Here is a 19,433-nt window from a genome sequence, read left to right on the forward strand (position 1 = left end):
CGGTTGGTTATCCACAGGCCGATCCGGTCACTGAGCGGTGAATCACAGAGTTATCCACAGCCGCATCCCCAGGCTGGTGATCCTCGTTCACTCAGCGTGCGGTCCATCCGCTCGCGACGCACGGAAGCCCGCGGAGACCGCCGGGCGGAGACGCTCAGCGACCGAGCCGCCGACGGACCATGCCGACCACCTCGGTGATCTCGCCGATCCGGAGCAGCATCGCGAGCCCGAGGTAAGTCCCCCCGATCACCGCCCCGCCGATCACCAACTGGACGGCCGCCGCGAACCAGCCGAGGTTCTCGGGATCGCCGGGGAGCAGGCTGACCACCAGAAGACCGACCAGCGCGGACCCAAGCGCGGCGAGGATGACCTTGCCCATCGTGCGCATGATCCCGCCCAGCCCGATCCGGCCGACCCGCGGCCGGAGCAGCATCGCCGACAGGACCGCCGCCGCCACGTACGAGATCGCGTTGCCGAGCATCATGCCGGCTGCCGCGAAGGTGGCCGAGAAGGCGACGAAGAGGCCCACCTGGAGCAGCACCCGCAGCACCACCACCGGGATGTTGACCAGCGCGGGAGTGCGCGTGTCTGGCAGCGCGTAGAAGGCGAAGGTGAACAGCTGGCTGATCGCGAACGGGACCAGACCGACCGCCGCGACCAGCAGCACGGTGGCGGTCGCCACCGCGTTCTTGCCGGTGAACGCGCCGTACCGGAAGACCACGACGGAGATCGGCGCGGCCAGCACGGCGTAGCAGACGGCGACCGGGGCGAGCACGGCGGTCACCATCCGCGTGCCCCGGGACAGGTCGGCGGTGAGGTCGGCGAACCGGCCGTCCGCCGCGGCGGCGCTCATCCGCGGCATCAGCGCGGTGATGATCGAGACCGCGATGATGCCGTGCGCCATCATCAGCAGCAGGAAGACGTTGTTGTAGATGAGAAGGCCGGCCCTGTCCTCCCCGGCGGCGCGGGTGAGCAGGTTGACCACCACGAACACGCCGAGCTGGCTGACCGCGACGTAGCAGAACATCCAGGTGCCGAGCCGGGCCAGCTCGCGCAGCCCCAGCTCACGGAAGTCGAAGCGCAACTTCCACCGGAAGCCGACCTTGCGCAGCGCGGGTAGCAGGCCGGCGGCCTGCACCGCCACGCCGAGCAGGGTGCCCCCGCCGATGAGCAGGATTCGCCCAGGCGTCATGTCCTCCGGCCGAAGGGGCTTGGCTCCGTAGACGGCGATGTAGAGGCCAAATGTGCCGATGACCACCAGGTTGTTCAGGATTGGCGCCCACATCGGCGCCGCGAAGTGGCCCCGCGTGTTCAGCACGGCGGCGATCAGCGCGCTGACGCCCGTGAAGAACAGCATCGGCAGCATCAGGTACGACAGGTTGGTGACCAGGCCCCGGTAGTTGTCATCCTTGCCGCTAGCATAGATTGCCGTCAGTATCGGCGCGGTGATCACCGCAATCAGTGCGGCAGCGGCGAGCGCGAGCACCGCGAACGTGAGCAGCCGCTGCGCGTACGCGTCACCCTGGTCGTGGTCGGTCTTGCGCCGCCGCACCAGCACCGGGATCAGCACGCTGGTGAGCACGCCGCCGAGCAGGAACTCGTAGACCTGGTTCGGCAGGAACTGGGCAGTCGTGTAGATGTCGCCCACCACGCTGCCGAGTGCGGCACCGATCATCAAGGTGCGAAGGAAGCCGGTACCCCGGCTGACCAGGCTGCCGATGGCCATGACCGCGCTGTTCGCCACGGCGCTGGTCTCCGCGATCACCTCCTGTGGCGGAGCGGCGGCCTCGACGCCGGGCTGGTTCAGCGGCTCGGCGGAGATGAAGGTGGCGTCGTCGCCCGGCGGCCGGCCGCCGCCACCCTGAGCGGCGTTCGCGCTGCGGTAGAGCCGGCCGCTCATCGTTGTCGCCTCCAGGGGTACGTCGGCTCGCGCCGAGGCTTCGCCACAGACCCTAGTCAACCGCCCGTCGTTACCCGCGCCCGGCGGATGGGATGCCGACCCGGCCCGATAGGCTGGCCATCCCATGTCCGACGCCGCCTCCGCACCGTACGCCGCCGACCGCCGCGAGCTCACTGTCGCGCAGCGCAACGCCGTCGCCGAACTGCTCCGGGTCTCCCCGGTCGCCGACGAGCTGGGCCGCCGGTTCGCGAAGGCCGGTCACGAGCTGCACCTGGTGGGTGGTTCGGTCCGGGACGCCCTGCTCGGCCGGCTCGGCAACGACCTCGACTTCTGCACCGACGCGTTCCCCGACGAGACGCTCCGGATCGTGCGGGGCTGGGCCGAGTCGATCTGGGAGACCGGTCGCGAGTTCGGCACCATCGGTGTGCAGCGCGACGGCCTGCTGCTGGAGATCACGACCTACCGGGCGGAGGTGTACGACCAGGTCAGCCGCAACCCGGTGGTGCAGTACGGCACCAGCCTCACCGAGGATCTGAAGCGCCGGGACTTCACCGTCAACGCGATGGCGGTGAGCCTGCCCGACCACCGGTTCACCGACCCGCACGGCGGGCTGGACGATCTCGCCGCGAAGATCATCCGTACCCCCGCGTTGCCCGAGGAGTCGTTCCGCGACGACCCGCTGCGGATGCTGCGGGCGGCCCGGTTCGCCGCGCAGCTGCGGTTCGCGGTGCACCCGGACGTGCGCGCGGCGATGACCCGGATGGCCGCCGACCTGGACCGGATCACCGCCGAGCGGATCCGGGACGAGTTCACCAAGCTGCTCTGCGGCGCCGACCCGGTCACCGGCCTGCGGCTGCTGGTGGACACCGGCCTGGCCGAGCGCTTCCTGCCCGAGCTGACCGGGCTCAAGCTGGAGATCGACGAGCACGCCCAGCACAAGGACGTCTACGAGCACACGTTGACCGTGGTGAGCAACGCCGTCTCGCACGAGGACGACGGCTGCGACTTCGTCCTCCGGATGGCCGCGCTCATGCACGACATCGGCAAGCCGGGTACGAAGTCGGTCGGCCCGGACGGCCGGGTCAGCTTCCACCACCACGAGGTCGTCGGCGCCCGGCTGACGAAGGCCCGGATGAAGGCCCTGCGCTACCCCAAGGACGTGACCGCCAAGGTCACCGCGCTGGTCGCGCTGCACCTGCGCTTCTACGGGTACGGGCGGGGCGAGTGGACCGACTCGGCGGTGCGCCGGTACGTCGCCGACGCCGGGGACCTGCTGCCCCGGCTGCACAAGTTGACCCGCTCCGACTGCACCACCCGCAACCGCCGCAAGGCCGCGCAGCTCGCCGCCGACTACGACGCGCTGGAGGAGCGGATCGCCCGGATCGCGGCCGAGGAGGACCTGGCCCGGGTCCGCCCGGACCTCGACGGGAACGCGATCATGGAGCTGCTCGGCGTCCCGCCGGGGCCGGTCGTCGGGCGCGCCTGGAAGCACCTCAAGGACCTGCGGCTGGAGCGCGGCCCGCTGGAGCGGGACGAGGCCGAGGCGGAGTTGCTGCGCTGGGCCCGCGAACAGGGCGTTCTCGAGTAGGCCGGTCTCTTGAGTGCGGCGACTCGCCTCGGCCCCTTCGCTTAGCCTGCCCCAACGCATTGCTCTGTCGATGGAAGCGCCCGGCGTCGTCGCTGCTGTTCGACCAAGCGCGCCTGGCCGGTGCCAGGTAACTACATCGTCGGGTTCGACTGTGGGGCGCGCGCCGCCTAAGGAAAGAGGTCGCCGTTGCGCCGCTAGGGATGGCATTCCGATCTTTTCGCCGGCATTTTTCTCCCAGCTGATCGGAATGCCATCCCCTCTATTTCAAAGGGTGCTCCCTGACAATCCTCTAGTTAGTGAGCGTCGGAACCTTGGACCAACCCGAGCTGGTCTTGATCTCGTATCCGGACTTGCCGTAACGCGGATCGCCCGGGGAGCACTGCGCAGCGCTGGAGGAACCGGTCGAGGAGATCGACTTTCCGTAGATGTAGTACGTGCCGAGGGGGAAGCCGTTGCAGTGGACGTAGGCGCGGATGGTTGAACGGCAGCCGTTCTCGACCAACTTCACGCGGATGCCGTACGACGTCCCGTTGATCGTCGACGAGGAGGTGCCGGTGGAGCTCACGTTGAAGCTACAGCCGCCGGGATCAAGCGGAACGGGTGCGGCGGAAGCTCCAGACGAGAGGCCGAAGGAGACAAAGGTTGCGGCAGCAAATACGAGTGCCGCTTTCTGGCCAAGCGCGCTTCGTCGCATGTTCTTGAGTCGCAAGTTGCTAATCCTCTCGAATGATCATGGCGCATGACTTGAACATTGCTGGGATCCCCCGTGTAGCTACCGGCATTGAGGAATCTACCTTTATGACGGTCTGCGCTGCAACCCGCACTACGTGTGAAAGGAGATGTTGAATCTGAGAAACAACTCACATTGCTGATTCGGGAAGCCCGAGCCCGGATGGACTGGGTAATTGCCTTACGCCCTGTGGCGTCACTGATGGCCCGCCACGCCCTCGACAGCCGGCTTGCTGCTGACCGCGGAGCCGTTCGACGCGGTCAGCCGGGCGAGCAGACCGGCCAGGTCGATGCCGGTCAGGTCGCTGCCGAGCTGGAGTCCCTGCGCGACGTTGCCGGCCACCGACTTCGTCAGCGACGAGGCACCGTCGGTGGAGATGACGGTCATCCTGTCGATCGCGCCGATCGGCGCGCTGGCCGCCTCGACGACCTGCGGCAGCACCTTGACCAGCAGGTCCAGGACGGCCGCCTCCCCGTACGCGGCGAACGCCTCCGCCTTGCGGGCCATCGCGTCGGCCTCGGCCTGCCCGCGGGCCAGGATGGCCGCGGCCTCGGCCTGACCCTCCCGCTCGACCGCCTCGGCGATCGCCGAACGCCGGCGCTGCTCGGCCTCACCCTCCTTGGCGCCCTCGACCGCGTTCGCCTCGGCGAGCGCGGCGCGTCGGGCCCGCTCGCCCTCACCGGTGAGCCGCGACTGCTCGGCGGCGGCCTGGGCGGCGGCGATGACCGCCTGGCGCTGGGCGTCGGCCTGGAGTACGGCGGCGTTGCGGGCGGCCTCGGCCTCCTGCTCGACCTTGTAACGGGCCGCGTCGGCCGGCTTGCGCACCTCGGTGTCGAGCTGGCGCTGCTTGAGCTCGGCGTTGCGCTCGGCCACCTTCTGCTGCTCGGAGAGGATCGCCTGGTCCCGCTCGGCCTGCGCGAGGGGGCCGGCCGCCGCCGACTTCGCCTTCGCAGCGTCGATCTCGGCCTGGATGGCGGCCTGCTTGAGGGCCAGGTTCCGGTTTGCCTCGGCGATCGCCTCCTCGGCCAGCAGCCGCTCCTGCTCGGCCTGCTGCCGGGCGCGGGCCTCGGCGATCGCCGCGTCCTTGAGCACCCGGGCCGCCTCGGGCCGGCCCAGGTCCTGGAGGTAGGACCCTTCGGCCAGGATGTCCTGGAGCTGGAACGTGTCGAGCACCAGCCCCTGGTTGGTCATCGAGTGCTCGGCCTCCTCGGCCACCGCGCTGGCGAACGCCGCCCGGTCCCGGATGACCTCCTCGATGGTGAGCCGGCCGACGATCGAGCGCAGCGCGCCGGCCAGCACCTCCCGGGTGAAGTTGTCGATCTCGTCCTGCTGGTGCAGGAAGCGCTGGGCGGCCGCCCGGATCGAGTCCTCGGTGCCGCCGACCTTGACGATCGCCACGCCGTGCAGGTCGGCGCGGATGCCCTGCTTGCTGACCGCGCCCCGGATGCCGACGTCGATCCGGCGGCTGGACAGGTCGAGCGACTGGAGCTTCTGCACCACGGGCAGCACGAACACCGAGGCGCCGAGCACGACCTTCTGCCCGGACATGTCGGTCGACCGGCCCCCGTCGGCGGTCTGTGTGGTGCGGCCCTTGCGGCCGGTGACGATGAAGGCCTCGTTGGGCCCGGCGACCTTGATCCGGGAGAGCACGAAGAGCACGAGGACGAGGAAGAGGACCGCGGCGCCGGCTATGGCGATGACGAGAGGCATGGGTGGGCCTTTCTGGCGTGGGTGGATCCCGGCGCGTCGATGGGGCTCGACGCGCCGGTGGGGTTCGACGCGTCAGTAGGTCTCGACGTGCACGCTGGTGTCGCTGAGTGCCTCGACCACGAAGATCTGGGAGCCCACCGGGATCGGCCGGTCGGCACGGGCGTTGAACTTCACCGGCGTGCCGGCCACGCGGACCCGGACCTCGCCGTACCCGTCGCTGGGCACGGGCGTGACGACCAGGCCGAGCGCGCCGACCACGTCGGCGCGGGTGGGCGTGGGATCGGTGGGCATGTCGCGGGCCGCCCGCCCGAGGCGGGACGTGACCCACGCGGTGGGCACGGCCGCGAGGACGCCGCCGGCCACGGCCAGGGCCACCATGCCGGGGGTACGCGCGCCGAGCAGCTCGTTGACGATGGCGCCGCCGAAGCCGAACGCACCGGCGAACCCGGCGACCGTTTCGGTCGACACCGGGCCGTCGAAATCCGGCTGACCGAAGTGCAGCAGCTCGCCGCCGAGCAGCGCGAGCACCAGCACCGCGACGCCGATGGCGCCGACGATGAGGAAGATCAGTGTCCCCGTGACCACGTCCCGCACGGTATCGACGCCCCGCAACGTCGACCTCCTTCCGGTGGTCAGCGGGGCGCCACCAGAAGGACCATGTTGAGCCCGAGCGCGTCGGGCAGGGCCTGCCGGACGAGTTCCCGCCCGTCCAGGTCGGCCAGCACCATCTCTCCCGTCCGCCGGTCCCGGTACAGCAACCGGTCGTCGGACCCCCAGGCAGCGTCCGCGCTCGGCGCCGGCCCGATCACCCGTCCGGTGGCCACCTCGACGACCTCCGGACCCTGCCGGCCGTTGACCACGACCCGCCCGCCGTCCGGCGACCATGACCACGCACCGGCGGGGTCACCCTTGACGGGCACGAGCCGGGTCGGCCGGCCGTCGTCGGGGGAGAAGAACTGCACGCCCCGCCGCGCGTGCGGCTCCGACTCGGAGCGGGGTGCGGTCGGATCGGTCTGCTGCAGCGCCACCTCCCCGCCGTCCCGATTCCAGGTGAAGAAGCACTGGTCGGTGCAGAGGTACTCCTGGTCGTCCACCGGGAAGGTCCGCCACGTGCCGGTGGCACTCAGCACGCCGAGGGAGAAGTCCCCGCTGTCCTTGTCCATGAGGGTCAGGGCCAGCCGGCGCCCGTCGGGTGACCAGTGCGGAGTCATGATGTGGCCGCCGGTACGCACCCAGCGGACCTCGCCGCTGGCCAGGTCGAGCAGCCCCAGCTCGGTCCGCCGGTCGTAGTCCACCACGGCAGCGGTGTCACCGCGGGGCGCGGCCCAGACCTCGTCGTACCGGTCCGAGCCGACGTACCGGCCCCGCGTGCGGTCCAGCGCGTAGCCCCGTTCGGCCGGGCCACCGGTCGAGGTGGCGCCGGCCAGCAGCCAGCCGCCGGGAAGTGTGAGGGGGCTCCGCGTCCAGTCGCCGGTGGGTGCCGGCGCGACGGGGTTGGCGGATTCCGCCGGGGCGGACGGCGGGCCCCAGGCGGCCGGGCCGGCCGCGGGGGCGGACGGCCGGAGCCACACGAAGGGAGCGGCCAGGGCGACCAGCGCCGCCAGTGCTCCGCCGGTCGCGGCCAACTGCCGCCGGCGCCGCAGCCGCCGGCCCCGGGCCCGCGCGCGGTCGGCGAGGCCGGGCAGCGTCTGGGCCTCGTCCGCGAGTTCCCGGACGGCGGTACGCAGGGCCTGCTCGGTCGGTCCGTTCATCGCACCTCCTCGGTGACGTGCCCGTCGAGGGCGGGCACCAGTTGCCGCAGCCGGGACAACGCCTTCGAGGCCTGGCTGGCCACCGTGCCGACGCGGCAGCCGAGCAGTTCGGCCGTCTGCTCGACGCTCAGGTCCTCGAGGTAGCGCAGTGTCAACACCGCGCGCTGCCGGGGCGGCAGCGCCAGCAGCGCGTCCCGCAGAAGCAGCCGCAGGTCGACGTCGTGCCCGCGGTCGTGTTCGCCGGCCCGGTCGGGCAGGACGGCGACCGGGACCTCCGGGCGGCGGGAGCGGAGCCGCCAGCCGGACACCTGGTCGTGGTAGAGGATCCGGCGCACGTACGGCTCGGCGTCACCCCGGATCCGGGGCCAGCGGGCGTACGCCTTGGCCAGCGCGTTCTGCAGCAGGTCCTCGGCGCCGTGCTGGTTCCCGGCCAGGGCGTACGCGACCCGCAGCAGCACGTTGCCCCGCTCGTTGACGAACGCGGTGAACTCCCCGTCGATGCCTTCGGACACCCGCCACCTCCGATACTCCGACGCCGGTGGCTACCGGAAGTTTGCCCGCCGCCGCAATCTAGCTGTTGACAAGATTCCAGTGGGGCCGCATCTTTACAGTGACTAGATGGAGGTGCCCACATGTCCTCGGCGACCCTGACCACCGCCGGCATCCTGCTGCTCACCGTCGTGACCATCGCGTACGGCGGCCTGACCCTGCTCATGCATCTCGCCCGCCGCAAGGCCGGCTACCTGGACAACCCGGTCCGCCGGGGCCTCTGGACCGCCGGGCACGCACACGCCGGGGTGCTGGTGCTGTTCGCCCTCGTCGCGCTGCCGTACATCGACCAGGCCGAGGCGTCGGACGGCACGCGTACCCTGATCCGCACGCTCTTCGTCGCCGCGCCGATCCTGATGCCGCTCGGCTTCTTCCTCTCGGTGGTCCGTCCGCAGGACACGAAGCCCAACAGGCTGATCTGGCTCACCGTCGCGGGCGGCGCGAGCCTGGTCGCGGGCACCCTGCTGCTGGGTGTGAACCTCCTCTGAGGCCGGGTGTCGTACCGGCGGGGACAATGGGTGGATGCGCTGGACCGTGCTCGACTCGCCGATCGGCGAGTTCTCCGTGGCCACCGACGGGGCGGCCGTGTGCGGGACGCACTTCGGGCGGGTCGCCGCAGCCGGCGACGAGCCGGCCGACGAGCCGGCCGAGCGGGCCGTCGCGGAGATGCGGGCGTATTTCGCCGGGGAGCTGACCGCGTTCACCGTGCCGGTGCGGGTGCCCCGGGGCTCGGAGTTCGAGCGGGCGGTGTGGCGGGAGATGACCACCATTCCGTACGGGGGGACGCTCACGTACGGCGAGGTGGCCCGGCGGCTCGGCGACGCCTCGGCGGCGCGGGCGGTCGGCGTGGCCTGCAACCGCAACCCGGTCCCGGTCATCGTGCCCTGTCACCGGATCGTCGGGGCCGGCGGGAAGCTGGTCGGCTTCGGCGGCGGGCTCGACCGCAAGGCCAAGCTCCTCGAGCTGGAGGCGGGCGTCGCGCTCCGCCACGCCTGGTCGGCCGGGTGACGCACTGCCCCTTCGAGGGCCTTGGACGAACGGCGAGGGCCGGGTCCGCACGGACCCGGCCCTCGCCGTCTGCAGCGCGTCAGTGCGTCAGCGCTCGACCTCGCCGGCGATGAACGCCTCGACGGCGGCGTGCGCGTCGTGGTCGGCGTACTGCACCGGCGGGGACTTCATGAAGTACGAGGACGCCGACAGGATCGGGCCACCGATCTTCCGGTCCAGCGCGATCTTCGCGGCGCGGACCGCGTCGATGATGACGCCGGCCGAGTTCGGCGAGTCCCACACCTCGAGCTTCAGCTCGGCGTTGAGCGGGGTGTCACCGAAGGAGCGGCCCTCCAGGCGGATGTACGCCCACTTGCGGTCGTCCAGCCACGGCACGTGGTCCGACGGGCCGATGTGCACGTCGCTCTTGGCCATCTCGTGCGGCACCTGGGAGGTAACCGACTGGGTCTTCGAGATCTTCTTCGAGACCAGGCGGTTGCGCTCCAGCATGTTCATGAAGTCCATGTTGCCGCCGAAGTTGAGCTGGTACGTGCGCAGCAGCTCGACGCCGCGGTCCTCGAAGAGCTTCGCGAGGGCGCGGTGCACGATCGTGGCGCCGACCTGGCTCTTGATGTCGTCGCCGACGATCGGCAGGCCCGCGTCCTCGAACTTCTTCGCCCACTCGGGGTCGGAGGCGATGAACACCGGCAGGGCGTTGACGAACGCGCAGCCGGCGTCGATCGCGGCCTGGGCGTAGAACTTGTCGGCCTGCTCGGAGCCCACCGGCAGGTAGGACACGACCACGTCGACCTGCGCGTCCCGCAGCGCCTGGGCCACGTCGACCGGCTCGACGTCGGACTCCTCGATGATCTCGCGGTAGTACTGCCCGAGACCGTCGAAGGTCGGGCCGCGCTGCACGGTGACGCCGGTCGGCGGCACGTCGCACAGCTTGATGGTGTTGTTCTCGCTGGCGACGATCGCCTCCGCGAGATCCATGCCCACCTTCTTGGCGTCCACGTCGAACGCCGCGACGAACTTCACGTCGGAGACGTGGTAGTCGCCGAAGGTGACGTGCATGAGACCCGGGACGCGGTCGTTCGGGTCGGCGTTCCGGTAGTACTCCACGCCCTGTACGAGGGACGAGGCGCAGTTACCCACACCGACGATGGCGACGCGGACGGAGCCCATAGCGTCTGCCTCCTTCTTCTTCATCACGGCCGCTCTTTCCTGGACGCTCCAGGCGGAGGCGGGCTGTTGTCTTCTCGTCGGCCGCCGGCCGTCCCGGTGTCCGGGACCGTCGGGGCACGGCCGGAGCGCTCGTTGGCGATGAGCTCCTCCAGCCAGCGGACCTCACGCTCACAGGCCTCCAGGCCGTGGCGTTGCAGCTCCAGCGTGTACGCGTCGAGACGCTCGGCGGCGCGGCCGAGCACGTCGCGGAGCCCTTCGCGGCGTTCCTCGATCTTGCGTCGGCGACCCTCCAGAATGCGCAGTCGGGTCGCCTGGTCGGTCCGGGCGAAGAACGCGAAGTGCACGCCGAAGCCCGTGTCGTCGTACGTCTCGGGCCCGGCCTGCGCGATGAGTTGGGCGAAACGTTCCTTGCCCTCCGCGGTGATTTTGTAGACCACCCGACCTCGTCGGCTGGTCAGCGCGGGAACCTCCTCGGCGGTGGCGGGTGTCTCTGCGGCCTCCGTGATCCAACCCGCCGCCTGCAACCTGCGCAGGGTCGGGTAGAGCGAGCCGTAGCTGATCGCCGCCCGGATGGCACCGAGTTTCGCGGTCAGCTCCTTGCGCAGCTCGTAGCCGTGCATCGGAGCTTCCTGCAGCAGGCCGAGGATGGCGAATTCGAGCATCAGCCACCCTCCCTTTACCCTGTGCACGAAGTGCTATCCGCAGCGATGTATCGGACCGATACATCGCACGCTAGCGGATCACCATGGCCAGGGCAAACCCCGTTTCCGGGGTGCTGCGTTCACGCATCGTCACCATGGTCGCCCCGTTGCGCCAGACCGCGTACCCTTCTCCGCATGCGTACGCAGCGCCAGGTCGTCGACTACTCGCTCCAGAAGCGGGCGGTGCTGCGTGAGCTCCTGGCCGGCCGGATCGGCACGTACGACGTCTGCGACGCCTCGCCGTACCTGAAGAACGCCGCTCGGTTCCACGGCGAGCCGACCGACGACCGGTGTCCGATCTGCCGGAGCGAGAATCTGACCCACGTCCACTACATTTACGGGGACGAACTCAAGCAGTCCGCCGGCCAGGCCCGCACCCTGGCGGAGTTGCCGGTGCTGGCGATGACGCTGCGTGAGTTCCAGGTCTTCGTGGTGGAGGTGTGCCTCGGCTGTGACTGGAACCATCTCGTCGAGCAGTACCTGCTCGGGCGGGACGGGCTGGCCGAGGGAGGGCCGGAGCAGGGCGCGGTGGGCGGCGCGGCCGCCCCGACCGGGCGACGGAGGCGAGAGGCGCAACGGTGATCCCAGCTCGATCGGCTGACTCGGGCCAGCGCGTGCACGCCCGGGACGACCGACGGCTCGTTGGTCTGATTGGCCCGATTGATTCACAACTGACACCGGCCGCCAGGCGCGACCGTGGCCAGGTGGCGGGTGTCCCATCTCACGGCAAACCGGTGGTGGCGCAGCCGCGCTCCACCGCGACCGGCAGGGTGTGAGGAATGAATTCGTACGGCGATCCCAGTAGCCCGCATGGGCGGGCCCGGATTCCGGGCCAGCACGGCGACCACGGGCAGGCCGACGACGCGTACCGTCCCTCAGGCGGTGAGGCGCGCGGCCGGTCGGTCGCACCGGACGGTACGGCATCTCCGGGCCGCGCCTCGGTGTCCCCCCGCGGCGCCGCCTCCAGCGGCCGGGCGTCGGCGTCCGTGCCCGGGCAGGGTGCCGCCGGTTCCGCCTCGGTGGGCCGGGCCGGCCGTGCCTCGGTGCCGGTGTCCCCGGCGCCCGGTCGTGCTTCCGTGCCGGTGTCCCCGGCGCCGGGCGGATCGGCCGGGCGGGCGACCGTCGGCGCCGCGGCGGCGGGTGCCGCCGCAGTGGGCGCCGCGTCCGCGGGTCGGGCGCGGGTCGGGTCGGCGGCGGTCGGCGGTCGCGCCTCGGTGGCGCGGGCCAGTGTCTCGCCGGTCTCCGGCGCGCCGGGCGGTCCCGCGGGTCCGGGCGGTCCGGGCGGGCCGGGTGGACCGTTCGGTCCCGGTCGCGGTGGCCGAGGCCCGGGTGACCCGGACGCCATCGCCCGGGCGAAGAAGCGCAAACGGGTGAACATGCTGATCGCCGCGTTCGCGGTCTTCATCATGCTGGCCGGTCTCGGCGTGGTGGGCTTCACCTACTACTCCACCAACGTGGTGCTTCCCGAGGACACCACGCCCCCGCAGGCGACCGAGCTGTACGCGTTCGACAACAAGACGCTGATCGCGAAGCTCGGCACCGAGAACCGCACGCTGGTCACCATCAAGGACATCCCGCAGCACGTGCAGGACGCGGTCGCCGCCGCCGAGGACCGCAACTTCTACAAGCACTCGGGTGTCGACTACAAGGGCATCGCCCGCGCCGCGTGGAACAACTTCACCGGCGGCGACAAGCAGGGTGCCTCGACGATCATGCAGCAGTACGCCCGCAACGCCTACGACAACCTGAACGACGACACGTACGCCCGGAAGGTGAAGGAGGCGATCCTCGCCTCCAAGCTGAACGACCGCTACGACAAGCCGACGATCATGCAGCACTACCTGAACGTGATCTACTTCGGCCGGGGTGCGTACGGCATCGAGGCGGCGGCGAAGACCTACTTCGGCAAGTCGGCGAAGGACCTGGACGTGGCCGAGGGTGCGGTGCTCGCCGCCCTCATCAAGCAGCCGGTGGCCAGCGAGACGCACAAGGGCTACGACCCGGCGGTCAACCCGACCGATGCGAAGTCCCGGTGGGACTACGTCATCCAGGGCATGATCCAGGAGGGCTGGCTCAACGCCCCCGGGCGGAAGGCGGCTCCCACGGAGTACCCGACCAAGACCCTCAAGAAGCCCGCCAAGGACGGCGGCGCCGGGCTGGACTTCGGCATCAACACGCCGTACGGCAACGTGATCAACTATGTCAAGGCGGAGATGCGGGAAAAGGGCGTCTGCGTCGACCGCGATGACCAGGTCACCGCCAGCAAGCCGACCTGCTCCGAGGCGCTGATGTCCGGTGGGTACCGGATCCGCACGACGATCGACACCAAGGTCCAGGCGGCGGCGGTCCAGACGGCGCAGCGCAAGACCAAGGGCTCGGAGCTCGACGGCCAGCCGTCGAACCTAATGGCGGCGGTGGTCTCCATCGAGCCGAGCACCGGCCGGGTCCGCGCCTACTACGGCGGCGACAACGGGACGGGCACCGACTACGCCGGCAAGAACGTCGACAGCAAGGGGAACCTCATCGGTGGTCACCCGCCGGGTTCGAGCTTCAAGATCTACAGCCTGGCGGCGGCGCTCGAGAACAACAAGGCCCTCGAGTCGCGCTGGAAGGGTCGGGCGTTCACCCCGGAGGGCACCGAGTTCAAGGTCAGCAACGCGGGCACCGACAACCCGTCCTGCGGCGACTCCTGCACACTGCGCGAGTCGACCCTGAAGTCGCTGAACGTGCCGTTCTACCACGTCAGTACGGACATCGGCCCGGACAAGATCGTCGACGTGGCCAAGCGGGCCGGCATCACCACCATGTGGAACACCAACCCGGCCGCGGCCATCGACCTGACCAAGGTGAAGGACACGAAGGAGGTTGCCCCGGCGCCGTTCTTCCACGTGGTCGCCTACGGCCAGTACCCGATCACCGTGCTGGACCACGCCAACGGCGTCGCGACCTTCGCCAACGGGGGCCAGTACGTCAAGGCGCACTTCCTCCACTCCGTGTTCAAGCGGAACCAGCAGACCGGCAAGATGGACAAGATCGCCGACGAGGGCAGCGTCAAGGGCAAGCAGGTCATCGAGAAGGACGTCGTGGCCGACGTAACCAGCGTCCTCAAGGAGTATCCGCGCAAGATCGACCACAGCCTGGAGGGCGGCCGGCAGGCGGCCGCTAAGACCGGAACCTGGGAACTCAAGCCGGACAGCCTGGAGAACGGCGACGCCTGGACGATCGGCTACACGCCCCAGCTCGCGACCGCCGTCTGGGTCGGCAACGTCAAGGACCGCAAGGCGCTCCGCACCAAGGGCGGCAGCAAGATCAGCGGCTCCGGACTCCCGGGTGAGATCTGGGAGAACTTCATGGAGAAGGCGCTGGACGGCAAGGAGAAGCTGGAGTTCCCGCCGGCGGCAAACGTCGGTGACCCGAACTCCGGCAACGGCGAGGCGGCGCCTCCGCCGACCCCGCCGCAGCAGCCGAACTGCGGGCCGCTCGACCTGTTCTGCCCGCCGGGCGGCAACAACGGTGGCAACAACGGCGGGAACAACGGCGGTGGCGGTCCGCAGGACCCGACCGAGCCGCCGGACGACGGTGACCGGGAGGCCGTCCTGCCGACCCTGACACCACGGCGGGACTGACCGACCGACGCCGCCGGTGACCGGAGCATCGCTCCGCTCACCGGCGGCGTCGTCGTACCGGGGCCACGACATGTCGTCGCCGGGCGGGACGCGGGCCCCCGACGTACGGCAGGATGCACCTTCATGAGCACGAAGTCGACGCGCGGCATCGACGACGCCGGTGTCCCGGACCACCCGTCCCGCTCCGACGGCTTCGTCCGGGGTATCTCCGGCCTGATCGGCGGCCCACTCGGTGACCACGCCGTCGCGCTGGACCGGCCGGTCGGGCGCGACCGTCACTTCTGGACCGCCGCGCGGATCGTCCTGGCCCTGGTGTGCCTCACGCTGGCCCTGCACTGGGTGCAGAAGTCGCCCTGTCAGGACGGCGCCTGGACGAACAACGTCCAGTACACCCGCTTCTGCTACACGGACGTGCTGGCGCTCTACTACGCGGAAGGGCTCAACGAGGGCAAGGTGCCCTACCGGGACCACCCGGTGGAGTACCCCGTCCTCACCGGCTACTTCATGGGCGCCCTCGGCCTGCCCGTGCACGCCCTCGGCGCGGACGACCCCGGCCTCAATCAGGGCATGTGGTTCTACAACGCGAACGCCCTGGTACTCGGCGCGCTGGCGGTGGCCACGGTGGCCGTACTCCTCGCGCTGCGCCGTCGTCGCCCCTGGGACGCGGCACTCTTCGCGCTGGCACCCGCGCTGCTGCTCACCGCGACCGTCAACTGGGACCTCCTCGCCATCGGCTTCGCCGCCTTCGGGCTGCTCGCCTGGGCCCGCCGCCGGCCCGCCCTGGCCGGCCTGCTGCTCGGCCTGGGCGGCGCGGCGAAACTCTGGCCACTGTTCCTCTTCTGGCCGATCCTGCTGCTCGCGATCCGCGGCAGTCGCCTGCGGGCCGCGTTCACCGCGATCGGCGCGGGCGCCCTGGCGCTGCTGGTGGTGAACCTGCCCACCGCGCTGCTCTACCCGAAGAACTGGGGCCGGTTCCTCGAACTCAACACCGAACGGCCGATCGACTGGGGCACCCTCTGGTACATCGGCCGCTACCTCGACGGGAAGGTCGGCGGGGACGGCGGGCCCGGGCCGTTCGAGTGGCTGAACGCCAACATCCCGGTGCTCAACAACCTGTCGTACGCGCTGTTCATCCTGGCCTGTGTCGGCGTGGCGGTGCTGGCGCTGGCGGCACCACGCCGGCCGCGCCTCGCCCAGCTCGCGTTCCTGGTGGTCGCCGCGTTCCTCATCTTCAGCAAGGTGTGGTCGCAGCAGTTCGTGCTGTGGCTGCTGCCGCTCGCGGTGCTCGCCCGGCCGAAGTGGGGTGCGTTCCTCGCCTGGCAGCTCGCCGAGGTCGCCTACTTCGCGGCCTTCTACGGCGAGCTGCTCGGCGTGTCGACCGGGCGGCCGGTCTTCCCGGAGGGCGTGTTCGTGCTGGCCGCGACGCTGCGCCTGACCACGGTGGTGATCCTGTGCTTGCTGATCGTGCGGGAGGTCCTCCGGCCGGAGCAGGACGCGGTGCGCCGCACGTACGCCGACGACCCGGACGCCGGCGTCATCGACGGCGCACCCGACGCACCCTGGCTCCCAAGACGCCACACGCAGGCCGTCCACCCGACCCCTGAGCCGGCCACGACCTGACCCGGGGACGGGGCCGGCTCACAGGCGGTACACGACCACGTCCCCGATCTCGTCGCGGGTGATGCCGAGGCCGTCGACCGGCGCGTCGATGCTGACCTCCCACGGCGTTCCGGCCACCTGGTCGCGCACGATCAGCACGTTGCGGACGCCGAGCGTACGCAGGTACTCGATGCTGGTCTGGTCGGGGAACGAGAGCGTCACCCGGCGGACGTCGTCCAGCAGGGTCGGGGTGAACCCGCTCCCGCCGTTGACGATGTCCTGGAAGTGCGTGGTGGACCAGAGCATCACCGGCTGGTCGTGGTTCTGGCTGCTGGGCAGCACCAGCAGCGGGCCGTCGACCGTGCGCATCGCCGCCGGCTGCACCGGCACGACGGGGTGCGGGGTGCGGTTCAGCCCTTCGACGGTCACCAGCAGCAGCGGGAGCAGCGTCGCGATCCGCAGCCACGGGCTCGGCCAGGACGGGATCCGCTCGGCGGAGATGTCGCGGACGCGGGCGGCAAAGGCGCTCACCGCGCCGGCGGCGAGCAGACCGAGGAGCAGCGTCGCCCAGAGCATCAGCCGCCCGGGCGTACGCAGCCCGTTCCACCCGGGCAGGTGCTCGAAGAGCGGCACGTACGTGAACCGGCCGCCGAAGAACTCGGTGCCCATCGCGAGCACCATGCTGACCAGCACACCCGCGAACAGCAGGAGCCGGTGCCGGACCCGCCAGACCGAGAAGAAGAGGCCGCCCAGAGCGAGCGCGTAGAGCACGTAGCCCGGCAGCAGCGTCATCTCCGGGTGCCACGGCAGCGTCGCCCGTGCCCCCTCGTGCAGGTCGCCCCAGATCCGGGACTCACCCGGCGCGGTGAGGAAACCGGTCGCGGGCGGGGAGAAGAGCGCGATGTCGCCGATGGTCCGTTCCGCCTGCGGGTGCAGGTCGGCCACCTGGAAGTACGGGATGGCCAGCAGCACGCCGACACCGGCGAAGACCAACCCGCCGACCATGTCGGCGGTGAGCAGCCGGTTCCCGAACGGGCGCTTCAGCGGGCGGACCACCCAGCGCCGCAGGAACCAGGTCACCGCCGCGACCAACACGATCCCACCGAGGACGTACGCGAACGGCAGCCCGATGCCGAAGCCCAGGCTCAACTGCCACGCGGCGACCAGCCATCCCGCGTACACCCAGCCCACCCGGCGCTTCTCCGGGCGGTAGCCGTGGCGCAGCGACCATCCGTGCCCCCGCGCCAGCATGGCCAGCGCGAGCGGGATCCCGCCGTTGGAGATGACGTGCAGGTGCCCGGCTTGGGCCAGCAGCCACGGCGCGTACGCGTAGCTCACGCCGGCCACCGCCGAACCGATCCGACCTGCCCCCAACTGCCGGGCCAGCGCGTACGCCCCGAACGTGGCGAGCGCGTGCGCCAGCACGAACATGAGGTTGTAGCGGAGGACGGCCACCTCCGGGCCGGCGCCGATCATCCCCGCTGGCGCGTACCCCAGCAGGGTGTCGGAGAAGGCGAAGCTCCACCGCTCCGGGAAGAACGCGTTGGAGTGCCACAGCCGGCCGGGGTCGGTCAGCAGGGCGTGGCCGGACCACGCCATCTGCCAGGACTGGAGGCTCGGGTCCCAGTGGTCCTGCGGCAGCGTGTAGAGCGGGTACCGCAGGGTGGGCCAGGTCATCAGCACGGCCAGGACGAGCGAGCCGAGGACGGCGAGCGTCCACTCGTGCACCAGCACCCGGCCGACGGCGCGGCCTACGCGCCGGGCGCGGGTCGGCATCGGCTCCGGTGCGGGCGCGAAGGAGGCGAACGGATCCCGCTCGTCCGTGCCGGTCGTCCCGGTGTCCGTGCCGGCCGTTCCCTCCGGCTTGTCCGTGGGCTTGTCCGCGCCGGCCTTCCCGCGCGCCGGATCGGCCGTGGGCCTGTCGGCGTCAGCCGCCCGGCTCGCCGACTTCGTCGCGCCGGCCGGGTCCTCGGTGGGCGTGTCCGTGTCGGCCGCGCCGCCCGTTGGTCTGTCGCCGCCCACTCCGCCGGCGTCGGCCGTTCCGCCCCGCAGGGGGGTTGTGCCCGCCGGCCTGGCTGTCGTACCGGTGTCGGGCGTCCCGCCGGCCGTGCCGGTACGGACCGTGGCGTCGGCGTCCGGGCTGTTGGCCTCGGTGACCGCGTCGGGGCGCGGCGGGCGCGAGCCGCCGGACTTCTCGGTGGTCATGCGGCCGGAGCCTCCGCGCCGAGCCGCTCACGCAGGAACGTGATGTCGGCGGTCTGGCCGTCGACCCCACCCGGCGTCTCCACGACCACCGGGGCGCCGGCCGCGCGGATCACCGCCACCACCAGTTCCGGGTCGATCGTGCCGCCGTCGATGTTGTCGTGCCGGTCCTGGCCCGAGTTGAAGGCGCCCTTGGAGTTGTTGGCGTGCACCAGGTCGATCCGCCCCGTGATGGCCTTGACCCGGTCGACCAGCCCGAGCAGCTCCTCGCCGCCGGCGTGGGCGTGGCAGGTGTCCAGGCAGAAGCCCACCTCGTGGTCGCCGATCGCGTCCCAGAGCCGGGCGAGCGCGTCGAGCCGTCGGGCGCAGGCGTTCTCGCCCCCGGCCGTGTTCTCGATCAGCACCGGCACGCCGAAACCGCCCGAGTCGGCCGCGTACGCGAAGGTCTTGCGCCAGTTGTCGAAGCCGACCGCGACGTCGTCGCCCGCGTTGACGTGGCCGCCGTGGACGATGAGCCCCCGGGCGCCGATGGCCGCGGCCGCCTGGGCGTGCGCGAGCAGCAGCTTGCGGCTGGGGATGCGGATCCGGTTGTTCAGCGTCGCGACGTTGACGACGTACGGCGCGTGCACGTAGAGATCGACCTCGGCGCTCCGGAGCCGCTCCGCGTCCTCGCGGGGTTTCGGCGCCTTCCACCCCTGCGGGTCAGAGAGGAAGAACTGCACGGCCTCGGCCGTTCTGGCGGTCGCCTCCGCCAGTGGATCGGTCGAATCGACGTGGGCTCCGATACGCATGGAGGGGAGCCTACGTCGAGTCGCTGACAGCCGGGGTGAGGGCGGTGGTGCCGCTGAGCGTCACCGGACGGGGTGAGCGGTCGTTGATGGGAGCGGGACGGGCGGTCCGTC

The 19,433-nt window shown here is 71.0% G+C and carries 16 protein-coding genes; 6 read left to right on the forward strand and 10 right to left on the reverse strand.

What is annotated here, in order from left to right:
* Nucleotides 1–154: 154 nt before the first annotated feature.
* Nucleotides 155–1,900, reverse strand: a complete 1,746-nt coding sequence (murJ, locus tag ACTMS0_RS04860) for a murein biosynthesis integral membrane protein MurJ (protein WP_441153840.1) — start codon at nucleotides 1,898–1,900, stop codon at nucleotides 155–157.
* Between the two features lie 124 nt (nucleotides 1,901–2,024).
* Between murJ and ACTMS0_RS04865 the strand changes: the two genes are divergently transcribed.
* On the forward strand, nucleotides 2,025–3,488 hold the full coding sequence (locus ACTMS0_RS04865) for a CCA tRNA nucleotidyltransferase (RefSeq protein WP_441153841.1): 1,464 nt from the start codon (nucleotides 2,025–2,027) through the stop codon (nucleotides 3,486–3,488).
* A 289-nt stretch (nucleotides 3,489–3,777) separates the two neighbouring features.
* Here the strand turns inward: ACTMS0_RS04865 and ACTMS0_RS04870 are convergent, their stop codons facing one another.
* The 5 genes from ACTMS0_RS04870 to ACTMS0_RS04890 all read right to left on the reverse strand — a co-directional run bounded on the left by ACTMS0_RS04870 (nucleotide 3,778) and on the right by ACTMS0_RS04890 (nucleotide 8,191).
* On the reverse strand, nucleotides 3,778–4,197 hold the full coding sequence (locus ACTMS0_RS04870) for a hypothetical protein (protein ID WP_441153842.1): 420 nt from the start codon (nucleotides 4,195–4,197) through the stop codon (nucleotides 3,778–3,780).
* A 216-nt stretch (nucleotides 4,198–4,413) separates the two neighbouring features.
* Nucleotides 4,414–5,928, reverse strand: a complete 1,515-nt coding sequence (locus tag ACTMS0_RS04875) for a flotillin family protein (RefSeq protein WP_441153843.1) — start codon at nucleotides 5,926–5,928, stop codon at nucleotides 4,414–4,416.
* A 72-nt stretch (nucleotides 5,929–6,000) separates the two neighbouring features.
* Entirely contained in the window at nucleotides 6,001–6,564 is a 564-nt protein-coding gene (locus tag ACTMS0_RS04880; RefSeq protein ID WP_441154012.1) for a hypothetical protein, read from the reverse strand.
* Nucleotides 6,561–7,679, reverse strand: coding sequence for a TolB family protein (locus tag ACTMS0_RS04885; protein ID WP_441153844.1), 1,119 nt, complete (start codon nucleotides 7,677–7,679; stop codon nucleotides 6,561–6,563). Before ACTMS0_RS04885 ends, ACTMS0_RS04880 begins: the two co-directional genes overlap by 4 nt.
* Complete coding sequence (locus ACTMS0_RS04890; RefSeq protein WP_441153845.1) at nucleotides 7,676–8,191, reverse strand: SigE family RNA polymerase sigma factor; 516 nt, start codon at nucleotides 8,189–8,191, stop codon at nucleotides 7,676–7,678. The genes ACTMS0_RS04885 and ACTMS0_RS04890 overlap by 4 nt, the downstream gene beginning before the upstream one ends.
* Nucleotides 8,192–8,311: 120 nt before the next feature.
* Here ACTMS0_RS04890 and ACTMS0_RS04895 point away from each other — a divergent pair, with 120 nt between their 5' ends.
* Nucleotides 8,312–8,716 carry a hypothetical protein gene (locus ACTMS0_RS04895; protein ID WP_441153846.1) on the forward strand — a complete coding sequence of 135 codons (405 nt, stop codon included), beginning with the start codon at nucleotides 8,312–8,314 and terminating at the stop codon, nucleotides 8,714–8,716.
* Between the two features lie 34 nt (nucleotides 8,717–8,750).
* Complete coding sequence (locus ACTMS0_RS04900; protein ID WP_441153847.1) at nucleotides 8,751–9,236, forward strand: methylated-DNA--[protein]-cysteine S-methyltransferase; 486 nt, start codon at nucleotides 8,751–8,753, stop codon at nucleotides 9,234–9,236.
* 87 nt (nucleotides 9,237–9,323) lie between these two features.
* Here ACTMS0_RS04900 and ACTMS0_RS04905 read toward each other — a convergent pair whose 3' ends face one another.
* Both ACTMS0_RS04905 and ACTMS0_RS04910 read right to left on the reverse strand, forming a co-directional pair.
* Nucleotides 9,324–10,403, reverse strand: coding sequence for an inositol-3-phosphate synthase (locus ACTMS0_RS04905; protein ID WP_167998980.1), 1,080 nt, complete (start codon nucleotides 10,401–10,403; stop codon nucleotides 9,324–9,326).
* A 23-nt stretch (nucleotides 10,404–10,426) separates the two neighbouring features.
* Complete coding sequence (locus ACTMS0_RS04910; protein ID WP_441153848.1) at nucleotides 10,427–11,065, reverse strand: PadR family transcriptional regulator; 639 nt, start codon at nucleotides 11,063–11,065, stop codon at nucleotides 10,427–10,429.
* A gap of 174 nt (nucleotides 11,066–11,239) precedes the next feature.
* On the opposite strand from ACTMS0_RS04910, the gene ACTMS0_RS04915 reads away from it, so the two are divergent.
* The 3 genes from ACTMS0_RS04915 (at nucleotide 11,240) to ACTMS0_RS04925 (ending at nucleotide 16,350) form a co-directional block, all read left to right on the forward strand.
* Nucleotides 11,240–11,686: a DUF5318 domain-containing protein gene (locus ACTMS0_RS04915; protein WP_441153849.1), complete on the forward strand. Its 447-nt coding sequence runs from the start codon at nucleotides 11,240–11,242 to the stop codon at nucleotides 11,684–11,686.
* 197 nt (nucleotides 11,687–11,883) lie between these two features.
* Nucleotides 11,884–14,730 carry a transglycosylase domain-containing protein gene (locus ACTMS0_RS04920; protein ID WP_441153850.1) on the forward strand — a complete coding sequence of 949 codons (2,847 nt, stop codon included), beginning with the start codon at nucleotides 11,884–11,886 and terminating at the stop codon, nucleotides 14,728–14,730.
* Nucleotides 14,731–14,853: 123 nt separating this feature from the next.
* Nucleotides 14,854–16,350 (forward strand): glycosyltransferase family 87 protein, encoded by a 1,497-nt coding sequence (locus tag ACTMS0_RS04925; RefSeq protein ID WP_441153851.1) that lies wholly within the window; start codon nucleotides 14,854–14,856, stop codon nucleotides 16,348–16,350.
* Nucleotides 16,351–16,368: 18 nt separating this feature from the next.
* Here ACTMS0_RS04925 and ACTMS0_RS04930 read toward each other — a convergent pair whose 3' ends face one another.
* Together ACTMS0_RS04930 and ACTMS0_RS04935 are read right to left on the reverse strand one after the other, a co-directional pair.
* Nucleotides 16,369–18,534: a hypothetical protein gene (locus ACTMS0_RS04930; protein ID WP_441153852.1), complete on the reverse strand. Its 2,166-nt coding sequence runs from the start codon at nucleotides 18,532–18,534 to the stop codon at nucleotides 16,369–16,371.
* The gene (locus ACTMS0_RS04935) at nucleotides 18,531–19,322 is read right to left on the reverse strand and encodes a deoxyribonuclease IV (RefSeq protein ID WP_441153853.1); all 792 of its coding nucleotides are present in this window, start codon (nucleotides 19,320–19,322) and stop codon (nucleotides 18,531–18,533) included. The genes ACTMS0_RS04930 and ACTMS0_RS04935 overlap by 4 nt, the downstream gene beginning before the upstream one ends.
* Between the last annotated feature and the right edge of the window lie 111 nt (nucleotides 19,323–19,433).

It is taken from the genome of Micromonospora sp. H33 (assembly GCF_052068455.1).
Lineage (GTDB): Bacteria > Actinomycetota > Actinomycetes > Mycobacteriales > Micromonosporaceae > Micromonospora.

Bases quoted from the DNA above. Each gene is read 5' to 3' on its own strand.
- ACTMS0_RS04885 (WP_441153844.1), bottom strand. From the start codon at position 7,679: ATGAACGGACCGACCGAGCAGGCCCTGCGTACCGCCGTCCGGGAACTC.
- ACTMS0_RS04865 (WP_441153841.1), top strand. From the start codon at position 2,025: ATGTCCGACGCCGCCTCCGCACCGTACGCCGCCGACCGCCGCGAGCTC.
- ACTMS0_RS04910 (WP_441153848.1), bottom strand. From the start codon at position 11,065: ATGCTCGAATTCGCCATCCTCGGCCTGCTGCAGGAAGCTCCGATGCAC.
- ACTMS0_RS04905 (WP_167998980.1), bottom strand. From the start codon at position 10,403: ATGGGCTCCGTCCGCGTCGCCATCGTCGGTGTGGGTAACTGCGCCTCG.
- ACTMS0_RS04925 (WP_441153851.1), top strand. From the start codon at position 14,854: ATGAGCACGAAGTCGACGCGCGGCATCGACGACGCCGGTGTCCCGGAC.
- ACTMS0_RS04920 (WP_441153850.1), top strand. From the start codon at position 11,884: ATGAATTCGTACGGCGATCCCAGTAGCCCGCATGGGCGGGCCCGGATT.
- ACTMS0_RS04930 (WP_441153852.1), bottom strand. From the start codon at position 18,534: ATGACCACCGAGAAGTCCGGCGGCTCGCGCCCGCCGCGCCCCGACGCG.
- ACTMS0_RS04915 (WP_441153849.1), top strand. From the start codon at position 11,240: ATGCGTACGCAGCGCCAGGTCGTCGACTACTCGCTCCAGAAGCGGGCG.
- ACTMS0_RS04875 (WP_441153843.1), bottom strand. From the start codon at position 5,928: ATGCCTCTCGTCATCGCCATAGCCGGCGCCGCGGTCCTCTTCCTCGTC.
- ACTMS0_RS04935 (WP_441153853.1), bottom strand. From the start codon at position 19,322: ATGCGTATCGGAGCCCACGTCGATTCGACCGATCCACTGGCGGAGGCG.
- ACTMS0_RS04900 (WP_441153847.1), top strand. From the start codon at position 8,751: ATGCGCTGGACCGTGCTCGACTCGCCGATCGGCGAGTTCTCCGTGGCC.
- ACTMS0_RS04895 (WP_441153846.1), top strand. From the start codon at position 8,312: ATGTCCTCGGCGACCCTGACCACCGCCGGCATCCTGCTGCTCACCGTC.
- murJ (WP_441153840.1), bottom strand. From the start codon at position 1,900: ATGAGCGGCCGGCTCTACCGCAGCGCGAACGCCGCTCAGGGTGGCGGC.